The organism is Paenibacillus xinjiangensis, assembly GCF_059686975.1.
This window is the reverse complement of the sequence record NZ_JCAALS010000014.1, coordinates 100,489-119,541: the sequence shown is the minus strand read 5'-3', so window position 1 is coordinate 119,541 and position 19,053 is coordinate 100,489. Positions and strand designations below refer to the sequence as shown.

General features: G+C 47.0%; 11 protein-coding genes. 3 read left to right on the top strand and 8 right to left on the bottom strand.

Features of this window, described 5'->3' with window-relative positions; all coding sequences use genetic code 11:
* Positions 1–2 precede the first annotated feature (2 nt).
* Together AC6ESP_RS15565 and AC6ESP_RS15560 are read left to right on the top strand one after the other, a co-directional pair.
* A complete protein-coding gene (locus tag AC6ESP_RS15565; protein WP_497097638.1) occupies positions 3–1,991 on the top strand; it encodes a glycoside hydrolase family 15 protein in 1,989 nt (662 codons plus the stop codon).
* Positions 1,992–2,250: 259 nt separating this feature from the next.
* Positions 2,251–2,685, top strand: a complete 435-nt coding sequence (locus tag AC6ESP_RS15560; RefSeq protein ID WP_497097637.1) for a Dps family protein — start codon at positions 2,251–2,253, stop codon at positions 2,683–2,685.
* Positions 2,686–2,778: 93 nt separating this feature from the next.
* On the opposite strand, the gene AC6ESP_RS15555 is transcribed toward AC6ESP_RS15560, so the two are convergent.
* The 7 genes from AC6ESP_RS15555 to AC6ESP_RS15525 all read right to left on the bottom strand — a co-directional run bounded on the left by AC6ESP_RS15555 (position 2,779) and on the right by AC6ESP_RS15525 (position 16,449).
* Positions 2,779–3,408 (bottom strand): fumarylacetoacetate hydrolase family protein, encoded by a 630-nt coding sequence (locus AC6ESP_RS15555; RefSeq protein ID WP_497097636.1) that lies wholly within the window; start codon positions 3,406–3,408, stop codon positions 2,779–2,781.
* A gap of 27 nt (positions 3,409–3,435) precedes the next feature.
* Positions 3,436–5,394, bottom strand: a complete 1,959-nt coding sequence (locus AC6ESP_RS15550) for an ABC-F family ATP-binding cassette domain-containing protein (protein ID WP_497097635.1) — start codon at positions 5,392–5,394, stop codon at positions 3,436–3,438.
* Between the two features lie 124 nt (positions 5,395–5,518).
* Positions 5,519–6,268, bottom strand: a complete 750-nt coding sequence (locus tag AC6ESP_RS15545) for an SDR family NAD(P)-dependent oxidoreductase (RefSeq protein WP_497097634.1) — start codon at positions 6,266–6,268, stop codon at positions 5,519–5,521.
* A gap of 115 nt (positions 6,269–6,383) precedes the next feature.
* Positions 6,384–13,484: a 5'-nucleotidase C-terminal domain-containing protein gene (locus AC6ESP_RS15540; RefSeq protein WP_497097633.1), complete on the bottom strand. Its 7,101-nt coding sequence runs from the start codon at positions 13,482–13,484 to the stop codon at positions 6,384–6,386.
* A 716-nt stretch (positions 13,485–14,200) separates the two neighbouring features.
* Positions 14,201–15,271 carry a PAS domain-containing sensor histidine kinase gene (locus AC6ESP_RS15535; protein WP_497097689.1) on the bottom strand — a complete coding sequence of 357 codons (1,071 nt, stop codon included), beginning with the start codon at positions 15,269–15,271 and terminating at the stop codon, positions 14,201–14,203.
* Between the two features lie 64 nt (positions 15,272–15,335).
* Positions 15,336–15,995: a response regulator transcription factor gene (locus AC6ESP_RS15530; RefSeq protein ID WP_497097632.1), complete on the bottom strand. Its 660-nt coding sequence runs from the start codon at positions 15,993–15,995 to the stop codon at positions 15,336–15,338.
* Positions 15,967–16,449 carry a hypothetical protein gene (locus tag AC6ESP_RS15525; RefSeq protein WP_497097631.1) on the bottom strand — a complete coding sequence of 161 codons (483 nt, stop codon included), beginning with the start codon at positions 16,447–16,449 and terminating at the stop codon, positions 15,967–15,969. Before AC6ESP_RS15525 ends, AC6ESP_RS15530 begins: the two co-directional genes overlap by 29 nt.
* Positions 16,450–16,555: 106 nt before the next feature.
* Here AC6ESP_RS15525 and AC6ESP_RS15520 point away from each other — a divergent pair, with 106 nt between their 5' ends.
* Positions 16,556–17,419, top strand: coding sequence for a Crp/Fnr family transcriptional regulator (locus AC6ESP_RS15520; protein ID WP_497097630.1), 864 nt, complete (start codon positions 16,556–16,558; stop codon positions 17,417–17,419).
* Positions 17,420–17,508: 89 nt separating this feature from the next.
* Here the strand turns inward: AC6ESP_RS15520 and fumC are convergent, their stop codons facing one another.
* A complete protein-coding gene (gene fumC / locus AC6ESP_RS15515) occupies positions 17,509–18,894 on the bottom strand; it encodes a class II fumarate hydratase (RefSeq protein WP_497097629.1) in 1,386 nt (461 codons plus the stop codon).
* Positions 18,895–19,053: the final 159 nt, after the last annotated feature.

Below are 19,053 nucleotides of genomic sequence, written 5' to 3'. Positions count from 1 at the left end.
TTATGAATAATAAAAAACCTTTTCTAGTGGATGCCATTATTGGTAATTCCAAATTTCTAGCCTCATTAGGCCGCAATGGAAGAATGTATCGTTTATGGTGGCCCAATATTGACTTCCCTCAACATGTTGATTCGATCCGCACTGGAATTCGTATCGATAATGCCGAGCAGTCTAAGAACACAACCTGGTTCGATAGTGAAGAAGAGGGTTGGCAGCACCAAGCTGATTATGTATCCAAAACCAACATCCTGCGCATCCAAGCAGAAGCGGCCGACCAGCCGCTTCGCGTGGATAGCTACCACTATGCCATACCTGGACAATCGATTATTGTAAGGGACTACACGTTCACGAACGTAAGTGACAGCTCCCTCTCATTCGAGTTCGTCATGCATTCGTCATTCCAGATCAGTGAGAACCGTCTGTACAATACAACGACATTCAACATCGCTGACGATGCCTTGGTACACTTCCGGAACCGTACTTTCTTTGCGTTATCAAGCGCAAACGTATGCACTAAATTCCAAGCCGGCAACGCTTGGGATGCTGCACAACAAACCACGCTTAGCGGCAATGTCATTGATATGCAGCCCGATGGGGCACTCGTATGGCGTATCGAAGGCCTTGCACCGGGAGAGCAGGCTTCTATCCCTGTCTATATTACGGCTGGTGAGGATGAAACCAGCTGCTTGAATGAGCTTCGCCTTGCCAAGAGCAAGCCTAGCTTAGAATGGCAGGAGCTAACCGCTGCTTACTGGCACCATTATTTGCAGGAAGCTGCACCTTGCCCAAGCGATCGTGAAGATATCGCTGAATTGTATGATCGTTCCCTTCTCATGTTCAAGCTTATGGCTGACGAGCAGACTGGCAGTATCATCGCAGCTCCTGAGTTCGATGAAGAATTCATCCGCTGTGGCGGCTATTCCTTCTGTTGGGGCCGGGACGCAGCTTTCATTACGACTGCACTGGACAAAGCAGGCCTAAGCTCTTTATCCGATCGCTTCTATGATTGGACATTATCAGCTCAAGCACCTGACGGCTCATGGCAGCAGCGTCATTACCATGATGGCAGCCTTGCTCCGTCATGGGGACTTCAAATCGATGAAGGCTCCTCTATCTTGTGGGGAATGTGGGAACATTATTCCGAGATGCAGGATCAGGCCTTCGCTGATCGAGTATGGCCAGCAGTCGAGCGCGGTGCAGCATTCCTTGTCTCCTATCTCGACCCAGAATCAGGCCTGCCTAAGCCAAGCATCGATTTATGGGAAGAGCGTGAAGCTTCCCATACGTATTCATCGGCAGCTGTATACGGCGGATTAACAGCAGCTGCTTCATTCGCGAAGCTTGCTGCTCGCGACGATCTTGCTGAGCAATGGTCAGCTGCAGCACAGCGCATTGCGGAGAAGATTACTTCAGAGCATTGGAATGAAGAGCGTGGAAGCTTCTATCGCGGCCTGGATATAAGCGTCGATAAACACAGGTATGAGCAATCCACTGCCTCAGGGCAAGAGGGCTCTGTCGTTCCATTCGCCAAGGACTATGAGAAATATAAGCTTCGTCATGACCCAATTGTAGATATCAGCTTGCTTGGTATTGCTGTACCGTTCGGAGCTGTCTCTCCTGATCATGAGTATATGACACGAACAGCTGACACGATTGAGCAGCTTCTTACCGTTCCTGGTATTGGCGGAATCAAACGTTATGAGGATGATCATTATATTGGTGGGAATCCTTGGATCCTAACAACGCTGTGGCTTGCTCATTATCGTATTGAGACTGGCAAGTTAGATGAAGCTAGACAGCTTATAGATTGGGCTGTCCAGCATCGTACGGAAACCGGACTCCTGCCTGAGCAAGTGGATAAAGTCACTGGAGAGACCGCTTGGGTCGTTCCTCTGACTTGGTCTCACGCAATGTTCGTATTAGCTATCTTCATGCTAGCAGAGGCAGAAGCTGCGGCTGCTGTCGTAGCAGACGAAGCGATTACGCAATAAAAGAAAACCAACCTATAAACGCCCGAGATGGTTTCAAAACCGTCTCGGGCGTTTATTTATTAACAGAAGCATTACTAACCAGCTTCAATAAGCTGAAGTGCCCGCATGAGATAAGAGCTATAATTGGCTTGACAATCCTCACTTAGTTTGTAATAATTATAAATAAGTAATTATTATAATTAAATCAAGAGTTGTCGAATAGCTGTATGCTATCCCTGAGCTGCGCACACACTAGTGATACATGAAAGGATGAGGAATTATGAGTAAAACTAACGAGGTATTAAACAAACAGATTGCTAACTGGAACGTATTGTATACGAAGCTTCACAACTACCACTGGTATGTAAAAGGCCCGCAATTTTTCACCTTGCATGTTAAATTCCAGGAATTATACGAAGAGGCTACCTTGAACGTAGATGAGCTCGCAGAACGCCTGCTCGCACTCAAAGGCAAACCTCTAGCAACGATGGCTGAGCATCTAGAAACGGCTAGTATTAAGGAAGCCAAAGGGAAAGAATCGGCATCCGAAATGGTCGACGCACTAATCAAAGACTTCACCACAATTATTGGGGAGCTTAAAGAGGGTATGGAAATTGCCGAGTCCGAAGGTGATGAGACGACTGCAGACATGCTGCTCGCTATTCATACCACCCTTGAGAAGCATGTCTGGATGCTTACCGCATTCAACGCCTAACTATTGGAGCAGCGATAGCCGCTTATAAAAAAAGAAGAGACTGCCTGTGAAGCCTAAACCAAGGCTTTGCGGACAGTCTCTTTTTCGATTAGATCAGACTAACTTGATCGTACAGCTCGCAACCTTCTCATTGCGCCAGAAGCCCTCAAGCAGATCTCCATCCTGAAGAGCTGCTACTCCTACTGGTGTGCCGGTATAGATCAGATCTCCAGGGCCTAGGCCGTATCCAGTATGGATGTGCTCGATAAGCTCAGAAATATGGAACAGCATGTCGCTTGAATGGCCTATTTGCGCTTGAACTCCATTACGCAGCAAGGCGAATTCATGCTCCTTAAGCCCTTCCTCACCTGGATACGGCATCCACTCGCTAAGAGGCGCTGAGCCTTTGAAGCCTTTGGCTTCCAGCCATGGCTGGCCCTTAGCCTTCAGCTTGCTCTGCACATCCCGAAGAGTTAGATCCAGCCCAAGCGCTAGCGCATCAATACAATCATCCGGCTTCATGCCTGGCTTAAGCTCACGTCCTACGCGCAATACCAGCTCCAGCTCAAAGTGAACCTCGCCTTTATTTCCCGGGAGCTCAACCACGTTGCCATTCATGGGCACTACAGCATGAGAGGGCTTCGTGAATACGAGTGGCGATTGTGGCACTTCATTGCCCAGCTCTAGTGCATGCAGACGATAATTCCGTCCGACACAATAAATATTACGAATTTCATTAGCCATAATCTGCTGCCCCTCTCAAGTTGAACGTTAGTTTTTCTTCTGAGCTGCAATCTGCTCTGCCAGCTCATTCAGCTCCGTCCATCGCTCCATGAGCTGATCCAGCTTAGCCTCCAGCTGCTGCTGTTCTTCGGCTAGTTGCTGGAGAAGAACAGAGTCGCTGCCCGACTCCTCCATACGCTTAGCAATAGCCGTTAATTGCTCCTCTGCTTGCGCAATCCAGTCATCAATCTGCTCATAATCCTTCTGGTCCTTGTAGGACATACGAAGCGCCTTCTCGCCAGACGGCTTCGGTACTGGTGCTGCTTCTGTCGGCACAGAAGCCGTCTGCTTAGCCGCTGTTTTCGCACCCGCCCCAGATCCCGCAGTCCCTTCACCAGCTGCTGTTCCGAATTTCGCTGCATACTCCTGATACTCCGTATAATTGCCCGTATGCTGTGTAATAACGCCATCACCTTCGAAGGCCAGCATTTTGTCCACTGTGCGATCTAGGAAATAGCGATCATGGGATACGACGAATACAACGCCAGGGAAGTCATCCAGATAATCCTCTAGAACGGTAAGTGTCGCAATATCCAGATCATTCGTCGGCTCATCGAGCAGCAGTACGTTAGGCGCATTCATCAATACTCTCAGCAACTGCAGGCGACGCTTCTCGCCACCTGACAGCTTACCAATCAGAGCCCACTGCATCGCTGGCGGAAAAAGAAATCTCTCCAGCATTTGTCCCGCTGATATCGTCGTACCATCAGCCGTCCGAACTTGCTCTGCGCCTTCTCGTATATATTCAATAACGCGAAGCGACTCATCCATCTCTTCATGCTCTTGAGAGAACCATCCGAGGTTAACCGTCGGACCTAATACAACAGAGCCTTCATCCGGCTGAAGCCGTCCTTCGATAAGCTTGAGCAGCGTTGACTTCCCGCTGCCATTGCGGCCAACGATACCGACGCGGTCTTCTGGAACAGCAATATAACTGAAGTCACGGATAAGCGTCCGCTCTCCGAACCGTTTCGCTACATTTTCTATTTCAATAATTTTCCTGCCTAGTCGCGTGGATGCTACAGACACATCCATTTTGCCGCCTGCCTGCTTAGGCGCTTGATTCTTCAACGCCTCAAACCGATCAATACGCGCCTTCTGCTTCGTCGAACGCGCCTTAGCTCCACGCCGAATCCAAGCAAGCTCATTACGCAGCAGGTTCTGCCGTTTGTCCTCTGAAGCAGCTTCACGCTCTTCCCGCTCCAGCTTCAGCTCGAGGAATCGGCTGTAGTTGGCCTCATAGAAATAAGCACGGCCTTTATCCAGCTCAATAACACGATTACTAACACGATCCAAAAAATAACGATCATGCGTAATCATCAATAGGGCACCTTTACGCTTCTGGAGCATTCCCTCAAGCCACGCCACCGAATCATTATCAATGTGGTTGGTAGGCTCATCCAGAATGAGCACATCAGATGGCTGCAGCAGTGCTGCTGCCATTGCGACACGCTTCCGCTGACCACCAGACATCGTATCAACCTTATCCTCATAGTTATGAATGCCAAGCTTGGAGAGTGCCATCTTAGCATCACTCTCCAACTGCCACACATCGAGCTCGTCCATCCGTTGATTCGCACTAATCAGCTTCTCTTGTAGCGCTGCATCATTCGGGTTCCACTCGAGCGCTTCTAGTGCAGCCGCATAGTCCCTCACTGCTCGTAGCTGAGGGGAATCCCCTCCCAATACATGCTCTAGCGCTGTTTCTCCAGGTGCAAAGGCCGGGTCCTGAGCGAGCATTCGAATCGACACGCGATTGCCAATCGATACATTGCCAGCATCCGCTGGCTCAAGGCCTGCGATCACCTTCAGGAACGTCGATTTTCCCGTACCGTTCACACCGATAATACCAATCTTATCGCCATCCTCCACGCCAAAAGTGACGTCTTCGAACAGCATTTTCTCACCATAGCTTTTCGTTATATGTTCAACAGATAATAAATGCATTAGACAAACCTACTTTACATCAGAAGTATATGGCTAATTGGAGCTTCACACCACTCTCGTATCATACCATAAACAGCGATTGCGATCACTTAGGACTGGCATTATAGCTGCGCAGACTCTGCGTTTATATCTCCTCCGAGCTTCGGATAATTGCACCGGCGTTATCTTGCCTTAGAATGATATTCAGCAGGCGCTTCGCACACGCTTCAGCAGATTGCAGCTGTCCGCTCGAATAGGCCTGCTTGAAATAAGCTGACAGAGCAAAGCCATCTTCTCCTCGATCTCGTGCCGTCTGCTGCATGTGAGTATCAACCATGCCTGGATCTATCGCTACAATCTCAACAGGATGCTCACAACCAGCCTGCTCAGTGCCAACGCATCGAGTGAACATATCTATTCCTGCCTTGGCTGTAGAATATACGCTCATATCCGGATTCGCATATGTACCTGACCCTGATGTCACATTCACAACCTTCCTGCGAATGCTTAGTGCTTGTCCGGCTCTCAGGAATGCAGCTGTCAGCTGCATAGGCACTGTTAACGAGAGATTGATATGGGAACGTATTTCATCCGCTGTACACTGCTCAATTGGCTTCAGCGGCTCCAGCATTGCAGCATTATTAATTAATCCGATCATAGGATTATCGGTTAGGTTCAAAGATGCTACCAACTCTTCCATCCACTCATCCATATCACGCCATTGGCCAAGATCAACCGGGTAATGAGTATAGTTCGTCTGACCTCTTAATTGCTTAGATTCACCTCTAGACAAACCTACTACTTGATACCCTTCCTTCAATAATAACAGCGCTAACGCTTCTCCAATTCCGCGTGATGCTCCCGTTATGATGAATACACCCTTAGCTATGACCAATCCCTCCCTATTCCTTGATACATAAGATAGACGAGCCAAGTACTGGATTTGTTCTGCTGATACATAAAAGCAGGGATACCCTCTACTAGAGGATATCCCTGCTTCATGTTTTCAGTTAGCTTTTGCTTGCGTACTCCAAAGCATTCAAGAGCAATGTAACCACTTCTGCTCTTGTAGCTGTTGCATTAGGAGAGAACTTATTATTGCCTGTTCCATTCACAATACCTGCTTGGGAAGCTGCAGCAATATAAGGACGTGCCCATGCCGGAATTTCGCTAGCATCATCAAATGTTAGAGTCGCTGTCTCGTCAATTGGCAATCCGAGTGCTCTTACGATGATGGCTGTCATTTCAATACGTGTAAGCTTGCCATTCGGACGGAATGTATTGTCGGTATAACCGCTTATTAATTCTGCCTGCACCAGCTGTGCAACGAATGGACGTGCCCATTCTGGAATACTGCTCAAATCTGCAAAAGATAGCTCCGTTGTGCCACCTGTCAGCTTGAACGCACGGCTGACCATGGTTACGAACTCAGCGCGTGTTGCCGTTGCTTCCGGACGGAATGTACCGTCTGTGAAGCCTTTGACAATCTCAAGCTTTACCGCCTCTTCAATAGCCTGCGCCGCCCAGTGTCCAGCAATGTCTGTCAGCTTCACTGGTTCCGGTGTTGGTGTTGGTGTTGGTGTTGGTGTTGGTGTTGGCGTTGGTGTTGGTGTTGGTGTCGAAGTACCTGGATTTGGCGTCGGAGTCGGAGTCGGTGTAGTACCCTTCACATCCGTGATCCGGCCTTCAGTACCGATGTTAACTGTACCGATCTTAGTCAGATAATCCTTGAACACTTCATAATCTACTAAGTTTAATTCATAGAGTCTGCCTGCATTTTTAGCTGCCAGCATAGAGAAGTAGAAGTCTCCGCCGTTAGCCATGAAGGAGTTCGTCGCAACCATGTAGTAAGCCGCTGGATCGATCGCACTGTAAGTGCCATCCTCATTCTTGATTTCAACTTTAATGATTCGCTCGCCTTCTTGCGTGTACGTTTTCGATACCGAATCATAAATCTCCGGCTTCTTGCTCGAATCATACGAGTATCTCATACCAGATACCTGCGGGAAGCGTCCTTGAGTTGTTTCTATACCGCTCACACCATTCTCTAGTGCTGCAATAATTTCTTCCCCTGTCATCTTCAGCGCTGTCAGGTTATTGCCGAATGGCATAACAGTCAACAGCTCACCTAATGTGATGTCGCCCTCATCAATCGAAGCGCGTATGCCTCCTGCATTTTGAATCGTTACGTAGCCTTGTACATCTGGGATGTCTTTAAGGATGCTCATCATTTTATCGCGCATACCGTCTGCTATCAGGTCACCTAGATTCGTCTCTTTTACACGCACGTTATCACGCAGACCATCTAGAACAACATCAGATTTGCCGACTACTGTGTTTTTCAATGCTTCAAGAGGCACTTTAAGCACAGCTAGCTTAGCCGCAGCTTCCGCATCATCTGCATATACATATGATTCATCAGCATTCTGTGCATCAACGTTGATCAGCTTGCCATTCCATGCATCAATTACACCGTTGCCGTCAAAGCTTACGTCTAACTGACCGAAGTTAACGCCATATTCGCCAGTCTGAACGATTAGAGTCGGAGCACTATTCGCCTCGTCGCCTTTAACGACTACCGGTTGGGTCAATTGCGTATGAGAGTGACCGCCAACAATAATATCAATACCGTCAACCGCATTAGCAAGCTTCAGGTCATCCGTGTAGCCCAAGTGAGACAATACGATAATCTTATTAACTCCTTGCTCCTCCAGCAGCTCAATTGTTGCATTAGAGCTAGCGACAAAGTCTCTGAACTCAACAGCACCTGGAGATGCCAGCGAGATCGTATCTGGTGTAGTTAATCCGAAGATGCCGACCTTCTCACCATCTACTTCTTTAATGATAGCTGGATAGATGCTGCCTCCTGCCTCTGTTCCATCAACTAGTGGAATCTCATTGACGAATAGATCTTTAAGTGAGTCATCTTTGCTGAAATCAAGGTTAGAGCTTACGATTGGGAATTGCGTCCCTTCAAACTCGCCTTTGCCTTTAATAAAGTCAGCTAGCGCTGATGGGCCTTTATCGAACTCGTGGTTACCTAACGTCATCGCGTCATAGCCAACGTAGTTCATGAACCACAGATCTGCCAGCCCGTTATATTGGTTGAAATATAGTGAGCCAGAGAATACATCCCCTGCATCAACCAACAATGAGTTTGCATTGGTAGCCTGCTTAATAGCTGTAATCCGACGCGCCACATTGTCTAAGTGTGCGTGCGTATCATTCGTATGCAATACACGAAGGTCAATTTCTGTGCCTGTCAGAGTCGTACCAAGCAGATTCTTAATCCGTCCCTCGGTACCATTCGTTACCGTGCCAATTTTGGTCAGGTAATCCTTAAAGACTTCATAATCTACCAAGTTCAGCTCATACAATCGACCATCATTTTTGGCTTCAAGCATCGAGTAATAGAAATCACCGCCGTTAGCCATGAAGGAGTTCGTCGCAACCATATAATAAGCTGCAGGATCAATTTCACTATAGGTTCCATCGTCATTCTTAATATCTACTTTGATAATTCGCTCACCTGTTTGGGTATACTCTCCGGTTACCGAATCATACACTTCAGGCTTCTTCTTCGAATCATAGTAGAATCTCATACCTGATACTTGAGGGAAACGTCCTTGATTCGATTCTATTCCGCTCACGCCGTTCTCAAGGGCAGCAATAATTTCTTCCCCTGTCATCTTCAGCGCAGTTAGATTATTACCGAATGGCATCACAGTCAGCAGCTCACCAAGTGTAATATCACCCTTGTCGATTGAAGCACGAATGCCCCCTGCATTCTGAATCGTTACATAGCCTTTTACTCCTGGAACATTCAAGATGCTCTTCATTTTGTCACGCATACCGTCTGCAACCAGGTTGCCTAGGTTCGTTTCTTTTGCACGAACGTTATCACGTACGCCGTCAAGAACTACGTCGGACTTGCCAACAACCGTATTTTTCAACGTTTCTAGAGGTACTTTGAGCTCAGCCAGCTTAGCTGCCGCTGCCACATCATCTGCATAGACATATGATTTATCCGCATTCTGTGCATCAACGTTGATCAGCTTGCCATTCCATTCCTTAATAACACCATATTCGTCGAAACTTACATCTAACTGTCCGAAATTCACACCATACTCACCAGTCTGAACGATAAGCGTTGGAGCACCAGCTTCATTCACGACTTCAGGCTCATTCAACTGAGTATGAGAGTGGCCGCCGACAATAATATCGATGCCTTCTACCGCTTCCGCAAGCTTCAGGTCATCCGTGTAGCCCAAGTGAGTCAACACTATAATTTTATTGACGCCTTCCTCTTCCAGCATAGCTATCGTTGCGTTCGAGCTTGCGATGTAATCTTTGAACTCGACTGCACCTGGCGATGCCAGTGATATCGTATCTGGCGTAGTCAAGCCGAAGATACCGACTTTCTCTCCATCTACTTCCTTAATGATTGCTGGATAAATTTTACCGTCTGCCTCTGTTCCTTCAACTGTAGGAATTTCATTCACGAACAGATCCTTAAGAGAAGCATCTTTACTGAAATCAAGGTTCGAGCTTACTAGAGGGAACTTCACCCCTTCGAACTCGCCTTTGCCATTAATGAAGTCAGCTAGCGCTGATGGGCCTTTATCGAACTCGTGGTTACCTAACGTCATCGCGTCATAGCCGACGTAGTTCATGAACCATAGATCCGCAAGTCCACTGTATTGATTGAAATACAGCGTACCCGAGAATACATCGCCTGCATCAACAAGCAAAGTATTATCATTCGTTGCTTGCTTAATAGCAGTAATCCGACGCGCCACATTGTCTAGATGTCCGTGTGTATCATTCGTATGCAACACACGAAGATCAATTTCTTTGCCTGGCTCTGGTTTGCTTGCAAACTCCAGCTGAGCCAGCAGCGGATCATGATCGCTCACACGTCCATGTGATGCTGCAAAATCAGCATTAACGTGGACGGCTTCAATATCCGAGTATGATGCAAGAGCTTTGCTCACCAGAATATGATCAAGCGTTTGTGAGTTGCCGTCATAAATATAAGAGTAACGATCTTTTTCTGGCATAGTATCCACTAAGTTGATCAATTGATTGCCTTTGAGAATATCAATTGTCTTCGAGAATTGGAAGTCATTCAAGTCACCTAATACAACTACATTCGCATCAGGATCCTTCTGTTCCAGTTCTTTAATGAAGCTGTTGACGATTGTCGCTTGCTTCCAGCGTTGAACTTCACTCGAGCGAACGACTGGCTGTATAGCTCCCCATGGGGCACCATCGCCGCCTTTGGAGTTGAAATGATTCGCTATTGCCACAACACGTTCGCCTTGGAATATAAACTCGGCTACTAGCGGTTTACGGGAAGCGTCGAATGCCTCATCTGTCGGATTAATACGACCCGGATTTACAGACAGGCTTCCATTAGTGTTAACTTGTACTGAGGTAGTCGCATCTCCTGCAATACCACTAGCCAAGCTTACACGCTCGGGATTGTATAGGAAGCCGACGCGGATATTCCCGCCTGGTGCTCCGCCATCTTTTTTATCCTCAGGATTAATGCTGGTGTATAAATAAGCTGGTCCACCTTTAGCTGTGATGGCATCAATTAAAGTTTGGAAGCTTTCGCTTGCATCAACTACTCCATTGTCCGTTTCACCATTATTGTCCTGCACTTCCATTAAGCCAATAATGTCCGGTTGCTTCAGATTGTTAACAACAATGGAAGCGATATTCGCAGCTTTGGATGCTTGCGATTTACTGAAATTCTCTACATTGAATGTTGCTATTGTCAGTTTATCTTCTGCTTCTTCAATCGTTGTTGTTGCTTGGCTTCGTGTTACATTTGTAATAGTAGGGAGACTTTCTGGCTTCACTTTGAATAGTCCGCCTGCATAAGTCAGAATACCCGTAATAGAGCCGTTGTAATAATCACCTGTTTTGATATCCTCACCCGCAGGCTTAGTTGTATCAATATAGAATTTCTGTGGATTAAGCGTGCTCTCGAACGGAATCTCGCTGTCGCCTCTGAGTACGATACCGCCTGCATCCGTCTTAATCGGATTGTTCGCACCGTTATCCACTGTTACAGGAACGACCGAATTCGCGTAAGGTCCAGTGATACTAGGAGCATTCAATTGAATTCGCATGCCCTCTAGGCTCTCGAAGAAGTCGATTGCATCCGTGTCTGGATTGAACTCTCCAAAGCTGTCCGTATCAATCGCTTTCGGAATAATACGTCCACCCGTTCCAACCACGATTGGAGCTGGCAATGGCTGATCACTTGCCGTTGTCGTAATCGTTGTTGCTGCAATTTCAGTCAGCTTAAGCAGAGTCGCATTAGAACCATATTCCTTCACTGTACCTGAGACAGTAACCTTGTCCCCAACCTTGGCACCATGAGCGCTTTTATAAATTAAGATCGCTTCAGATGTAGCATCATCATTATCCGTGCTTCCATCAGGTGTTTGCATGTAGAACTCGCTATCTTTGGCAACAAAAGTTACGACACCTTCAATATTCGTAACGGGTACGTTGGCATATTTAGATTCATGTCGTTTTCCTTGAATTTCGTGAATAGCTATGCTGTCTAGCTGATCAAGAGATTCATAAGAATACGTGTATACCTTACTTGTTTCTCCTCCTGCTACGACAATAGCTTTAACTATTGTATCTGCGTTTATCGTTATTGCTGCGCTATACACCGTACTGCTTGCAGTAGGAGTAGTGCCATCCGTCGTGTAATAAATAACTCCACCTTCAGCTAATGTGCTAAGAGTGACAGCATCACCTTGCTTGATTCCCCCGGATGGCTGGCTCGCATTCACTGTAAGTAAATTCTGAATAACATCAGAAGAACTCCGAGGAAGAATTTCAAGGCCTACGCTTGAATAGTACGTCATTACACCAGTTACTTGCTTGTAGTCTTGTCCCACTACGAACGATGTAGTCGCATATTTGTCATAGATAGGAATTTGTTTAGAGCTAGCTGTATCTGTAGCATAATAAGTGCCACTACCTGAAACAACACTGACATCAACGACCTTTACCAGTTTTCCTTCGTATTTGTTTCGTAGATCGTCATCACCTACGCCAAATGCTTCAGATGTAATGAGCTCTGGCTCTGGAAGATCAACATTTGATTCTAGAACAGTAACATATCCGCCAGAAGCATCTTTCTCTATTTGAAGAAGTCCATTATAAACATTCAATTTACCAAATGCTTCAATTCGGTCACCGACGACAGCTGATATGTTACTGCCTCTTACAACTATTCCTGCGGTTTCATCTTGAATGTACAGGTTGTAGGCACCGCCGCTTTCTTCCTTGAAGGTAACAATCCCTCTTACTGCGGCCACTGAATTGTCAGTACCAGGAGTTACTGCCCGCGCTTCAGCAATTGTAATGGGTGTTACATCTGCAAGTGTGTAGTCATACTGTGTTATTGCACTGTCGCTTGCACCATCTAGTGCTGCATAAGCACGGATCGATACAGCATCCGTAATTGTGAGGGGGGTTGAATAGGGGATAAAGGTTGCTTTGTCTGCGAGTAGATCGATAGAGTAATATACACTCGCTCCGACAGTAGGAGTTGATAAATTAATCTTCGTCCCAGCAGGCACAGCCCCGGAAGCAGGAGATGCTGTTACCGCAGCTGCTTCAGTAACTGGATCTGTATTAATTATTGTGATAGAGGTAGCTGTTCTTAATCCTGGAACAGAGAAGAAAAGTGAAAGTGTTCCGCTAACCTGAACTTTTTTCTTAAGATTAGAAGGTTTCGCTGCAAGCCCTTCCTCCCTAAGTGTTCCTGATGGAATTTGAACGGGCAAAATTTTAGAAGTATCTGTCTCATCCGGACTATCAGCAATAGCAAAGTTCGTGTTTACTTCGAACGGACCAGCGAAATTAACACTATTGGTAGCGCTATAAAACCCAACGATATACCCTTCGACCGTAGCTGTTCCACTGTTATTGGCAATAGCCTCAGCAACCGTAATAGCGCCAGCAGCTTTCGCTGTATTGGCCCCAAGACCACTTGGCAAAACCCCAGTAACCATCAACACAAACACAAGGAGCATACTAATGGCTTTGTTCGAACGTGAATTAAGTAATATCTGCATAAATTCAATTGCCTCCTGCCTTATTTGGAATGAGAACGAATTCTGTTATTGTCTAAGATGACTAACCACCATACATAAGTTACATAAACCTAACAACTATCTAACATAAATGTCTTTATGCAAATCAAAAGCTTGAATAAGCACGTTTTATGATGGAAATATACCATTTTCATGATAAATCATGCTTTTTTGCACAAATACATCCACCCCCAACTTTACAAAATTTCATTAACTGTTTTACAAAAGGAAATAATTCTCTCAACCTTTCGGTAATACTAACTAATATAAGGTAGAGTAGACGGTATGTAAATAACTTTTACCAAAAAAACAATGTTAAAGTTCCATTTAAAGGACGTTTTCTTTACACAAACTTAACATTAAATCAATAATCGACTAACTAATTAACGCTAGAAATAGTTAATGGCACTATTCACACAGCCGAATGCACATTTGTTCATTTTATTTATTTGTTTTTGTTCAGGAAAATGTCTCATTTAGGGTAAGATTTAAGCGTAGCTGCTGACTGAAATTCACTGAGGATTTTAAAATCGAGAATGGTGCTTCATACCATCTTTACCGCAAATACAAACCTTTCAAACTTCCTCTCCACATTTATTCCAAGAGCGCCATTAACAACAAAAAAAGCCTGTCTCTCGACAAGCTTCTCGCCACTCCTGTATGCTGCCTAAAATAGGCACTTCACTCCACATCACGCCTTACACTTTCGCTACGATCAGCTCCACCGCTGTCCCTTCCCCAGGGTTCGACACAATAGATAAGGAGGCGCCAACACTACGCGCACGCTCCTCCATACTGAATAGACCGACACCTTTCCCGCTGCGATCACGCACGAAGCCACAGCCGCCGTCCACGATACGAGCCGTTACGGTAGACGCCGTCTCACTAACCGTGACCTTAGCTTCCGATACAGCCGCATACTTCGCAATATTCGTCAGCGCTTCTTGAATAACACGGTACAACACCGTTTCCCGTTGAACGTCGAGTCTATTCCGTAGACTGCATGCCAGCTCTACCCGAATGCCATAATGCTCGGAGTAATTATCGATATACGTTCGTATAGCAGGAACAACACCTAGATCATCGAGCACAGATGGCCTGAGCTCCCAAGCGAGACTTCGCACATCATCCATCATGTGGGAGACGTCTTTGCGTACATGCTGAAGCTCGGCCAGACCATGCTCTGATATAAGACGGTCCAGCTGAATCTGCAGGGAGAACAAGCTCTGACCAATCCCATCATGAAGCTCACGAGAGAAACGGCGCCGCTCCTCCTCCTGAATCTGCATCACCTTGCTCATCATCTGCTGCAGCTCTTCCTCCGTCTGCTTCAGCCTCGTAACCTCACTGCGCACAGCCATATATTGATAGGGGTTTCCATCATCATCGACGAAAGGCACAATCGTCGTGTTCACCCAATAGAACTGACCGTTCTTCGATCGGTTCCGGATTTCTCCGCGCCACACTTGGCCAGAGCTTATCGCCTTCCACATTTCCCCGAAAAAAGCTTTGCCATGATAGCCCGAGTTAATAATGCGATGGTCCTGCCCAATTAATTCATCACGGCTGAACTGCGATATCTCGCAAAAGCGGTCATTCACATACTGGATTCTGCCTTTGGCATCGGTCACTGCGACAATTGAGGACTCATCCAGCGCATTCTTCAGATCAACCAGCTGCTTCAAAGAATCTTGCAATTGAAGACGGAAAGCCGAATTCGGCACCTGCTCATCAATTTCCTTCAGCAAAGCCGCCACATTCTGCCCAATGACCTCAGGATGATCTCCTCTGCTAGTACCGCTTAATCTACCACCATGCTCTTCCCATTGCCCTTTATTCAAAATACAGCAGCCCTCTCTTAATCGCGAATTTAATCAGCTCTGGACGTGTACGCATACCCAGCTTCTCCATTAGATTGCTCTTATGTGTCTCTACTGTCTTCACGCTTATAATTAAGCTGTCGGCAATTTCTTTATTGGAATAGCCCTTGGCAATCCAAGTGAAGATTTCCTTCTCCCGCTCTGACAGCGACTCATAGACATCCAAATTCTCGCCAGACTTGATCCTCGTCAAATATTCACCCATCAATCGCTTCGTTGCGGTCGGATATAAGTAGGCATCCCCTGACGCCACACAGGCAATAGCCGTGAGGAGTTCTTCATGCGGCGAATTCTTCAGAATATAGCCTGAAGCTCCCGCATGTATAGCGCGAAATAAGTACTCATCATCATCATGCATCGTTAGAATAAGGACGGATGTGTCTGGCAGCTTCTTCTTCAGCTCGACTGTTGCGGTTAAGCCATCTTTTCCATGGGGCATGCTCAAATCCATCAGCACGACGTCCGGCTTGCTCGCAAGCGCCAGCTGAATCGCCTCATCACCCTCTGAAGCCTCCCCAATTACCTCCATACCCTGCTTGCCATGCAGCAGCATAGCAAGTCCGGAGCGTACTACGGCATGATCATCAACAATTAAAAGCTTGGTCACCTGCATCTCTCCTTCTCAGTTGATTCCAGTCACTGTAACCGGCCAAGCAAGCAGCTAATTGTCTAACCGCATCCTTGTCCGAAGCATTCCAGCTGTGCTCCGAACGATATCCTGCAAGCAGCACCCCGCGAACATGCTGATCCCTGATGATCGTTACGGCGGCCGTTGACTGCAGCCGTTCCGCCAGTATGACCGGATCATTATCGTACCAATCCCCTGTCTCCATTCGCAGCCTCTGCTGCCACTTGAGAACATCACATACAATAAGACTGCCTGAGCGAATAGCCACTCCAGCAAGACCGGTGCTTTTCTTCTGTACCATATTTAAGGTCCGATTGCTTCTGCTCCCATACGTCCAGACATAACGAAGCTTCCTCGCATCTGCACTCAGCTCACAAACGCCATAGAAATCGAATCCGCTCGCATTCATCAGAAGCTCATCCATAGGGCTGATCCCCATCTATATCCACTCCATCCCTTATGCTACACTACACCGACACTACTCTAATACTCATTGTATAGAGCAGCTCTGCGTTTGTATGTAAGGGAGCACCCTGAATTACAGGATGAAATTCAGGACAATAGCAGCGCATCTTTCAGCAGATTCCCTGATTCCTGATGGTGACGCCAACCGTTATGATGAATATAAGATCATTATAACAGGAGGCGATTCGATAATGACGCTCTCTTCTCCACAATCTGTAAGAACGCAATGGAATTTCGGCAACAGCTATAGCGCTCGCCTGATGAAGCGGCTGCTCCAGCTCTCACCAGCATCCTTTACTTATAAAACAATCAAAGAAAGACAGCAGCTGTTCCGAGAAGGAACACCTAGCTGCGCCATTTATGCGGTCTGCAGCGGTTCCATTAAGCTTCGCAGAACGACGAACGACGGCAAGGCACTGCTCTTGACGATAGCAGGGCCCGGCGATTTGATTGGTGAGCCTTATTCCTACAATACAACCTTGGACGCAACTCATCGTTCCAGTGCTCAAGCCACCCAGAATACAACTGTCGCTATCATTTATCATTCAGACTTCGATCTTCTCATTAATCAAGACAGTGAAGCTGCTTATCTATTCGCAAGAGCTATGGCGAATAAGCAGCAGATTGCCGAGTCGAAGCTGCGCGATCTGCTCCATGCTCCGAAGCTGTCTGCACTAGCTTCCTGCTTGCTGCGGCTGGGCAACAGCTTCGGCGTTGCTACAGCGACTGGCATCAAGATTGATGTGAAGCTCACGCACACCGAGCTGGGAGAAATGATCGGCGCCACTCGCGAAAGCGTGAACCGCCTGCTCGCTGCTCTGAAGGACCAAGAGACTATCGGCGCCTCGAGGGGCAGCATCGTCATTGAACGCGCACAGGATTTAAGAAGGCTTGCTGGTTGCCCTGACTGCCCGGCATGCCCCGATGAAATATGTAGAATATAACAAAAAAACAAACCAGCAGAAGCGAAAGGGACTATCAATCCCTTAGCCATTGCTGGTTTCTTTTTACTAACTAACCTATATGCTGTGTCTTAGCGTTTGCCGATCATCGCTTCCGGCTTCACGAACTCATCGAACTGCTCCTCTGTCAGAAGTCCGCTTGCAATAGCGGATTCTTTCAGTGTCAGTCCTTTTTTATGGGCATTCTTCGCAATCGCTGCCGCATTCTCATAACCGATATGCGGGTTCAGCGCTGTAACGAGCATCAACGATTGATCCAGATTACGCTTAATGACTTCTAAGTTCGGCTCGATACCGATTGCACAGTTATCATTGAAGGAGATCATACCATCAGCCATGAGTGCCACAGATTGCAAGAAGTTGTAAATAATAACCGGCTTGTACACATTAAGCTCGAAATTACCTTGGCTTGCTGCGAACCCGATTGTCGCGTCGTTCCCCATCACTTGGCATACTGCCATTGTAATAGCTTCACTCTGCGTCGGATTCACTTTACCTGGCATAATGGAGCTGCCCGGCTCATTCTCTGGAATCGAGATTTCGCCAATGCCGCAACGAGGGCCGCTTGCCAGCCATCTTACATCGTTAGCAATCTTCATTAGATCAGCTGCCAACGCTTTAACCGCACCGTGTGCATACACGATTTGGTCATGGCTTGTAAGAGAGTGGAATTTATTCGGAGCAGTGATGAAGGTTTTACCCGTTAGAGCAGTAACCTCTGCCGCTACCTGTACAGCAAAATCAGGATGCGCGTTCAGACCTGTTCCTACTGCCGTACCGCCAAGCGCAAGCTCACGCATCGTATCAATGCTTTGCACGAGCATTTTGCGTGTTTTCTCGAGCATAGCATGCCAGCCGCTAATTTCTTGACCCAGCGTAATTGGTGTTGCATCCTGCAAATGCGTTCTGCCAATCTTCACGAGATCAGCGAACTTATCCATTTTCTCTTGGAAGGTTGCAGCGAGAACATCGATGGCTGGAAGTAGACGGTCTTCCACTTCTACGACGCCTGCGATATGTAGAGCAGCAGGGAATGTATCATTGGAGCTCTGCGAACGGTTCACATCATCATTCGGGTGAATACGAGCAGCGCTGCCGCGTTCAGCGAGCAATTGGTTCGCACGATGCGCAACAACCTCATTGACGTTCATATTCGTCTGCGTGCCGCTGCCTGTCTGCCATACAACCAGAGGGAAGTGCTCGTCCCATTTGCTAGCAACAATCTCATCAACAGCTTCGCCAATGACCCCAGCCTTCTCTTCATCAAGAACGCCCAGCTTGTTATTCGCAATCGCTGCTGCTTTTTTGATAATAGCCATCGCGTATACGACTTGAATCGGCATCCGCTCACCGCTAATTTTAAAGTTCTGCAGGCTGCGCTGCGTTTGAGCACCCCACAGCTTGTCAGCAGGAACTTGAATCTCACCCATTGTATCCTTCTCAATCCGGTATTCCATCCTTATTGCCTCCTCCACTCTGTTGTGTCCATGCACATAATACTACTTTACACATATTAATGCGACTATTTCAACAGGACTTTTCTCGTGAGCGTACCCTGCTGCTCTTCTACTTCAATGAAGACCGCTCGTTCATCAGGCTGATTGTTAGGAGCATGC